The organism is Rhizobacter sp. P3_C12 (genome assembly GCF_056402735.1).
Map to the genome: position 1 here is coordinate 1 of NZ_JBFUGW010000266.1, position 8,583 is coordinate 8,583.

At 72.8% G+C, this 8,583-nt stretch carries 3 protein-coding genes; all 3 read right to left on the bottom strand.

What is annotated here, in order from left to right:
• A partial coding sequence (locus AC1DXV_RS27735; RefSeq protein WP_477936603.1) for a condensation domain-containing protein occupies positions 1-311 on the bottom strand: 311 nt, incomplete at its 3' end.
• Positions 308-8,257: a condensation domain-containing protein gene (locus tag AC1DXV_RS27740; protein ID WP_477936605.1), complete on the bottom strand. Its 7,950-nt coding sequence runs from the start codon at positions 8,255-8,257 to the stop codon at positions 308-310. The genes AC1DXV_RS27735 and AC1DXV_RS27740, both read right to left, overlap by 4 nt.
• Positions 8,258-8,583 (bottom strand): phosphopantetheine-binding protein (locus tag AC1DXV_RS27745; RefSeq protein ID WP_477936607.1); only part of this gene is annotated, 326 nt, incomplete at its 5' end.

Here is an 8,583-nt window from a genome sequence, read left to right on the forward strand (position 1 = left end):
CGCGTGCGCAGCACCTCGTGCCGCTGCACCAACCGTCGCACGGCGGCCTGCACGTCATCGCCACTGCACCCGCCTCGAATGCGCAGTCGACCGGCCAGGTTGTAGGCCGGCGACTGCGGTGCGCGCTGCCACGCCAGCCACAGCGCGCGCTGCGCCGGCGCGAGCGGCGCCGGCATGCCGGGCTCGCGGGCGATCAGCGGCAGCGCGCCGAAATCCAGCCCTTCGGCACGCAGCCGTTCGATGAACGCCGCGCGTTTTCCTGCTGGCAATTGCACGAAGCGATGTGACAGGGCAGCAAGTTCGATCGTCATTCCAGTGAATCTTCCAGTTCGTCAAGCAGGGCGCCCAGCCGGTCCGCGGTGTGGGTGGCGGTCGGTTTCGGCAGCGCCGCAGCGAGGCCGGCCAGCGTCGGGTGGTCGAACACGGCGCGCAGGCCGAGCTCCAGCCCGAGCCGTTGCCGCAGCTCGGCCACCAGCCGCACCGCGAGCAGCGAATGCCCGCCGAGCTCGAAGAAGTGATCGCGGCGGCCGACGCGCGGCACGCCGAGCACCTCGCACCAGATCGCCGCGAGCGATTGCTCGGTGTCGCCCTGGGGCGGTTCGTGTCCGGCGTCGGCAGTGAATTCGGGCTCGGGCAGCGCGCGGCGGTCGAGCTTGCCGCCAGGGGTCAGCGGCAGCGCGGGCAACTGCACGAATGCCGACGGAAGCATGTGCTCGGGCAGCAGCGTGGCCAGGCGCTCGCGCAGTGCGGTCGCTTCGACGGATGCGCCGGGTTGCAGCGCCACATAGGCGACCAGGCGCGGCCCGGCTGCGGAAGCGCGTGCGAGCACGACCGCCTCGCGCAGCTCCGGCTGCGCCCGCAGTGCCGCCTCGATCTCGCCGAGTTCGATGCGGAAACCGCGCAGCTTCACCTGGTGGTCGACGCGGCCGAGGTACTCAATCTGGCCGACATCGTTCCAGCGCACCAGGTCACCGGTGCGGTACAGGCGGCCGCCTTGCGCATCGAACGGATCGGCAATGAATCGCTCGGCGGTCAGGCCCGGCCGGCCGAGGTAGCCGCGCGCCAGCAGCGCGCCGCCGATGCACAGCTCGCCGGCCACGCCTGTCGGCACCGGATGCAGGTCGGCATCGACGATGCGCAGCATGCGGCCGGGCAAGGCCGTGCCGATCGGCACCGAGGCGGGCCACGGCGCGGCGCCGGTGACGAAAGGCGTGCAATCCAGCGCCGAAGCCGTCACGGTGGCCTCGGTCGGGCCGTAGGCGTTCAGCAATCGGATGCGCGCGAGGCCGGCGTCGCGCCAGGCCTTCAGGCCCTCGGGCGACATCGCTTCGCCACCGACGTGCACCTGGCGCAAAGCGCCGAACCCGCTCCCTTCCCGTTCGGGCAGAGCTTGTCGAAGCCCCGGTTCGATGCGCGCAGGCCCTTCGACGGGCTCAGGGCGAACGGGGGGATGGGCATCCCTCGCAAAATCCTGCGCCAGCAGCTGCCAGTACGCCGTCGTCAGGTCCGCCACGCTGATGCGCCGCGCCACCACCTCGCGCCGGAGGGTCGCGCTGTCCCACACCTCGGGCCCGCGCAGCACCACCGCCGCGCCGATGGCCAGTGGCGCGAACAGCTGCTCGACGAAGGCGTCGAAATTCAGCGTCGCGAACTGCAGCACGCGATCCTCGGGCGCGAGGCCGAAGAACGCCACCGTCGCATCGGCATGCCGCGCCAGCGCGCGATGCGACACGCCCACACCCTTCGGCGTGCCGGTCGAGCCGGAGGTGTAGATCACGTACGCGAGCTGGTCGGCGTGCAGCGGCACCTGCGGATCACTCGCCGGCTCACCCGCCAGCGCTGCGATGTCGGGTTCACGCAGCACCACCGCGATGCCGCTGTCCTCCACCATCGCCTGGCGGCGCTCGGCGGGATAGGCCGGGTCCAGCGGCACATATGCCGCGCCGGCCTTCAGCACCGCGAGCACCGCGACGATCATCCCGACCGAACGCTCGAGCGCGATCCCCACCCGGGATTCCGGCCGTACGCCCTGCGCGATCAGCCGATGCGCGAGGCGGTTGGCCTGCGCATTCAGCTCGCCGCGGCTCAGTTCCACCTCGCCGAAGACCAGCGCCACCGCATCCGGCTGCGCCCTGGCCAGCCGCTCGATCGTGCGGTGCACCRGCTCATCCGCCATCGCCGGCGATGCGCCTTCGCCCTGCCGCAACAGCCGCTCGCGTTCGGCATCGGCCAGCAGCGCCAGCGCGCCGACGCGGGCATCCGGCTGTTGCACGAACGCCGCCAGCACCTGCTCCACCTGCGCGGCCAGCTGCGCCACCGTCGCCTCGTCGAACACGTCACGCGCGAAGCGCCAGTCGAAGGCCAGTTGCTCGCCCTGGTGCAGCGCCAGCGTCAACGCATAGTGCGTGTCGTCGCGCGTGCTCGCCGTGCCGACGCGCAGCCCGCCCGGTGCCGCGTCGCGCAGCGCCGCGTCGATCGGGTAGTTCTCGAACACCAGCAGGCTGTCGAACAGCGCCTGCCCGCCCTGCCCGGCCCAGCGCTGGATCTCGACCAGCGGCGTGTGCTCATGCTCGCGCGCCGCCAGCCCCTGCGCCTGCAGCTCGCGCCACCACGCGCCGAGCGCCTGCGCCGGCTGCAGCGTCGCCACCACCGGCAGCGTGTTGATGAACAGCCCCAGCATCTGCTGCGCGCCTGGCAGCTCGGCCGGCCGGCCCGCCACGGTGCTGCCGAAGCAGACGGTGTGTTGCCCGGTGCAGCGCGCCAGCACCAGCGCCCAGGCCGCCTGCACAAGCGTGTTGATCGTCACGCGCTCGCGCCGCGCCGCATCGGCGAGCGGCTGCACGGGCAGCGTGCGGCGCAGGCCGCCCTGCCCTGGCTGCGGCAACGCGGGCCGGCGCAGCGCCGAGGCCAGCTGCGTCGGCGACTCCAGCCGCGCGAGCTGCGCCCGCCAATGCGCCTCGCCGGCCACCGGGTCGCGCGCCTGCAGCCACGCAATGTGGTCGCGGAAGCGCCCGAGCGGTGCCGGCAGCGGCACGCCTTCATAGGCACGCAGCACCTCGCCGAGCAGCAGCGAGCTGCTCCAGCCGTCGAGCAGCAGGTGGTGCGCGGTCCACACCAGGTGGTGGCGATCGTCCTGCGTACGCAGCAGCGCGACGCGCATCAGCGGCGGCCGCGCCAGGTCCAGCGGCGCGGCGAGTTCGGCCTGCGCGAAAGCGTCCAGCTCGGCACCAGGACGGCCGCGCCAGTCCTGCACCGACCACGGCAGCTCGGCGCGGCGCGCCACCCACTGCAGTGGCGGCTGCGCGATGAAGCCGCTGCGCAGCACCTCGTGGCGTGCCAGCACCGTGGCCCAGGCGGAGCGGAATCGGGCCGCGTCGAGCCCGTCGAGGTCGACGCGCAGCTGCGTGCGGTAGGCCGCGCCGCCGTCATCGACCAGCGACTGGAACAGCATGCCGGCCTGCATCGGCGACAGCGGGTACAGGTCGTCGAGGTTCTGCAGCGGCAGCGCCAGCCCGTCCAGCGTCGACGGGTCGATGCGCGCCAGCGGGAAGTCCGACGGCGTGACGCCGAGCGCACCGCCGGTGCAGTGCGCGATCAGCGCGAGCAGCTCGCCGCGGAACGCATCGATGAAGCGCTGCACCTCGACCGCATCGTGGCGCGCCGGGCTGTAGCGCACGCTCAGCGCGAGCTGGCCGTCGTACACCTGCCCGTCGATCGAGAACTCGTGCGCGTGCGCTGCCGATTCGTGCACCGCGGCGCCTGAACGTTCGCGCGCCGGCCTCCAGGGCGCGGCCTCGTCGAAGCTGCCGTCGAACTGGCCGAGGTAGTTGAAGACCACCTGCGATGGCGGCAGCGCGCGCAAGGCCTGCTGCATCTCGGGCGGCCCCCTGTGTTTCAGCACGCCGTATGCCAGGCCGCGCAGCGGCATGGCGCGCAGGGCCTCCTTGACGCGCTTCAGCGCCGCGCCGGGTTCGCCCAGCGGGTCCAGCACCACCGGGAACAGGCTGGTGAACCAGCCCACGGTGCGCGACAGGTCGATCTCGTCGGCGATGTCCTCGCGGCCATGGCCTTCCAGGTCGATGCGGATGCGCGCGTGGCCGCTCCAGCCGCACAGCGCACGGCCCAGGGCGGTCAGCAGCAGGTCGTTGACCTGGGTGCGGTAGGCGGCAGGGGCGCGCTTCAGCAAGGCCTCGGTCTGGGTGGTGTCGAGGCGCAGCTCGGTGGTGGTCTGCTGACCGGCGAGCTTGCCGCCTTGGGGGCGTGCGACCGGCAGTTCGACAGGCGCGTGTAGCCCGGATGCCAATCCGGGATCCCCCTCGACCGCCGCGTCCCGGATTGGCATCCGGGCTACGAGTGCGCTGCTCCATTCCTGGTAGCTGCTCGTCTTCGGCGGCAGTTCAACGGCCTGACCCGCAACACACTGCGCATACGCCCGCTGCAGGTCTTCCAGCAGAATGCGCCACGACACGCCATCGACCACCAGGTGATGCACCGCGAGCATCAACCGCCAGCTGCCATCGTCCACCTCGATCGCGAGGCCGCGCAGCAACGGGCCGCGCACGATGTCGAGGCTGCGCTGCACTTCGTCGCACAAGGCCTCGATCTCCGGCGCACCGGCGGCCCGCCGCACCCACAGCAGTTCGCGCTGCGGGCTCGTGTCGTGCGGTGCGTAGGCCTGGTGCCACGCACCCGCCGCATCCTGCGTGAAACGCAGCCGCAGGCTGTCGTGATGCCGCACCAGCGCCGCCAGGGCCTGGGCCAGCGCATCGGGCTGCAGCGGCTCGCGGCTGTGCAGCAGCAGCGACTGGTTCCAGTGGTGGCGGTTCTTCATCGGCAGCGCGAAGAACTCATGCTGGATCGGCAGCAGAGGCACCTCGCCGACAGGCTCCTTCGCCGGGCGCGCCGCGCGCCCCTCCTCGGCCTGCGCCAGCAGCGCCAGCAGCGCCGGCGTCTGCCGCTCGAACACCTGGCGCGGCGTCAGCACCCAACCGAGCACGCGCAGCCGCGCGACGATCTGCAGGCTGAGGATCGAATCGCCGCCCAGGTCGAAGAAGTTGTCATGGCGCCCGACCCGCGGCACGCCCAGCAGCTCGGACCACAGCGTCGCCAGCGCCTGTTCGACCTCGCCTTGCGGTGCCTCGTAGCGGTCGCCGTCGGCCTGGGCCTCGATCGGCGGCAAGGCGCGCCGGTCGACCTTGCCGTTCGGCGTCAGCGGCAGCACGGCCATCACCGCGATGGCGGCCGGCACCATGTAGTCCGGCAGCTGCGCCGCGAGCTGCGCGCGCAGCTCGTCCGGCACCGTCACCACGCCGGCCCGCGGGGTGACGTGCGCCACCAGCCGTGCGCCACCCGGCCCCTGCTGCACGCTCGCGACCGCCTCGGCCACGCCGGCCAGCGCCATCAGCCGGGCCTCGACCTCGCCCAGCTCGATCCGAAAGCCTCGCACCTTCACCTGCTGGTCGATGCGCCCGAGGTACTCGAGCTGGCCCTCGCCCTGCGCATCGACGATCCAGCGCACCAGGTCGCCGGTGCGGTACAGCCGCCCGCCCTGCGCATCGAACGGGTCGGCGACGAAGCGTTCCGCCGTCAGCCCCGCACGCCCCAGGTAGCCGCGCGCGAGCCCCGCACCGCCCAGGTACAGCTCGCCGGCCGCGCCGGGCGGCAGCAGGTTCATCCCGGCATCGAGCACGCGTGCGGTGCGGTCGCCGCAGGGGCGGCCGATCGGCACGTAGGCGGTGGCGATCTCGGGCGCATCGCCGCGCGCCTTCCACAGCACCGGCGTGACGACCGCCTCGGTCGGGCCGTAGCCGTTGATCAAGAGCCGCGGCCGCAGGTGCTCGCGCACCGCCTGCAGGCCGGCGCGCGGCATCGCCTCGCCGCCGAACGACAGCAGTCGAAGTCCGAACTCCGTTCGCCCTGAGCCCGTCGAAGGGCCGGGCTGAGCTTGTCGAAGCCCTGCTGCCATGCGCGCAGGCCCTTCGACAGGCTCAGGGCCACCCTTCGACAGGCTCAGGGCGAACGGATTCTTTCCCTCCCGTTCCTGCGAGCCATCGCGAGCCAGGGCTTGCAGGTAGGCCGGCGGGAAGCCGGCGTTCGTCACGCCGTACTCGCGCATCGCCGCGAGCGTCTGCGCCGGCGTCCACAGCGCCTCGTCGCGCAGCAGCAGCGAGGCGCCGCAGCCCAGCACCGTCAGCAGCCGCTCGTGCGCGCCGTCGAACGAGAACGACAGGAAGTGCAGTTCGCGCGTCGCCGGGCTCATCTCGTACAGCAGCGCCGTGTCGCGGCAGTGCATCGCGAGCGGCCCGTGCGCCACGGCCACGCCCTTCGGCCGACCGGTCGAACCGGAGGTGTAGATCACGTAGGCGAGGCTGCCGGCGTGCAGCGGCACCCGGGGGTCCGTGTCAGCCCCGCCCTGCGCCTCCAGCTCGCGCACCGACTCGGCCGTCAACAGCAGCGCCGCGCCGCAGTCCTCGCGCATGAACGCGATCCGCTCTGCCGGGTGCGACGGATCCAGCGGCACGTACGCCCCACCCGCCTTCAGCACCGCGAGCAGCGCGACGATCAACTCGAACGAACGGGGCAGCGACACCGCCACACGGCTTTCCGGCCCCACGCCGAGCACGACCAGCCGCTGCGCGAGCCGGTTCGCCCGGTGGTTCAGCTCACCATAGCTCAGCACGCCATCGCCGTGCAGCACCGCCGGCGCGTCCGGATCGCGCAGCGCATGCCGCTCGAACGCCTGGTGCACCCACTCGCTGCCGAGCGGCTGCGGCGCATTGACGCCCCAGGCCTGCAGCTGCGCACGCTCCTGCGCATCCAGCAGGTCGACCTCGCCGAGCGCCGTCTGCGGCTGCCACGCCAACGCCGCCAGCACCGCGAGGTACTGYCGCGCCAGCCGCGCGATCGTCGCCGCCTCGAACAGTTCATCCGCATAACTGAACACCGCCTGCACGCGGCCATCCGCATGCTCCAGCGTGTCGAGCGTCAGCTCGAACTGCGCGGCCAGCTCACCCAGCGGCTGCTCCTGCACGCGCAGGCCCGGCAGTTGTGCCAGCAGCGCATGGTTGCGGCGCTGGTGGTTGTAGAGCACCTCGAACAGCGGGTGCGTACCGAGGCTGCGCTCGGGCTGCAGCGCATCGACGAGCTGCTCGAACGGCAGGTCGGGATGCTCCTGGGCGCCGAGCGCGGCGTCGCGCGCCTGCGCCAGCACCTGCGCCAGGGGCATGCGCGCGTCGACGACGTTGCGCAGCACCTGCGTGTTGACGAAGAAGCCGACCAGCCCCTCGGTCTCGACGCGCTGCCGGTTGGCGATCGGCACGCCGACCCGCACGTCGTGCCGGCCGCTCCACCGCGCGAGCAGCGCCTGCCAGGCGGCCAGCAGCGCGGTGAACAGCGTGGCCTGCTGCGCGCCGGCGCGCTGGCGCAGCGCTTGCACCAGCGCCGGCGGCAGGTCCACCGTGTGCTGCGCGGCACGCAGCCGCGCATCGGCCGCGCGCGGGCGGTCGGTCGGCAGCTGCAGCACCGGGTGGTCGGCGCCCAGTTGCGCCGTCCAGTACGCCAGCTGGCGCGCCTGCTCTCCGGCCGCCAGGCCGTGGCGCTGCCAGCGGGCGTAGTCGGTGTAGCGGATCGGCAGCGGCGGCAACTCGATCGAACGTTGCTCGACGCGTGATCGGTAGAGCGACACGAACTCGCCGACGATCACCTGCAGCGAGGCGCCGTCGGACACGATGTGGTGCATCACGACCGCCAGCACGTGCTCCTGCGGCGTGAGCTTCAGCAGCGCGAGGCGCAGCAGCGGCCTGCGCGCCAGGTCGAACGGCACGGCGTTGATGCGCTGCAGCTCGGCGGCGAGCGAGGCTTCGTCGGTGTCGATCTCGGGCAGCTCGATGCCCACCGCCGGCAGCACGCGCGGCCGCGCCAGCCCGTCGGGCAGCGCGTCGAACACCGTGCGCAGCGATTCGTGGCGGGCCACCAGCGCGCTGAAGCTCGCGCGCAGGGCGCCCACGTCGAGCCGGCCGCTCAGCCTCAACGCACCGGCGATGTGGTACGCGGTGCTCGCAGGGTCGAGCCGCCACAGGAACCACTGCCGCGCCTGGGCATGCGACATCGGATCGGGCTCGTCAGCTTGCGACCACGGCACGATCGGCAGCCGGCCGAAATCGACGCCCTGCTCGCGCAGCAGCGCGAGGAAAGCGCTGCGGCGCTCGGCCGGCAGGCGGGTGAATCGCTCGGCGATGTCGCGGGCGCGTGAACTCATTCAGGTCTCCAGGGTGGCCAGCAGGCCGGCCATGCGGTCCAGCGCCGCGTCGTCGTCGGCGGCCGCTGCCGGTCGCGCTGCTTGCACGGCAGCGGCCAGCGCGGCAAGCGAGCCGTGCTCGAACAGGCTGCGCAGCGGCAGCGCGACGCCCAGCCGCTCGCGCAGCCGCGACTGCACGCGCAGGGCGGCCAGCGAATGCCCGCCGAGTTCGAAGAAGCGGTCTTCGCGGCCGACACGCTCGACGCCCAGCACCTCGGCCCAGATCGCCGCAAGCACCGTCTCGGCCTCGCCCTGCGGCGGCTCGAAGGCGCGTGCCGCCTGAGGCC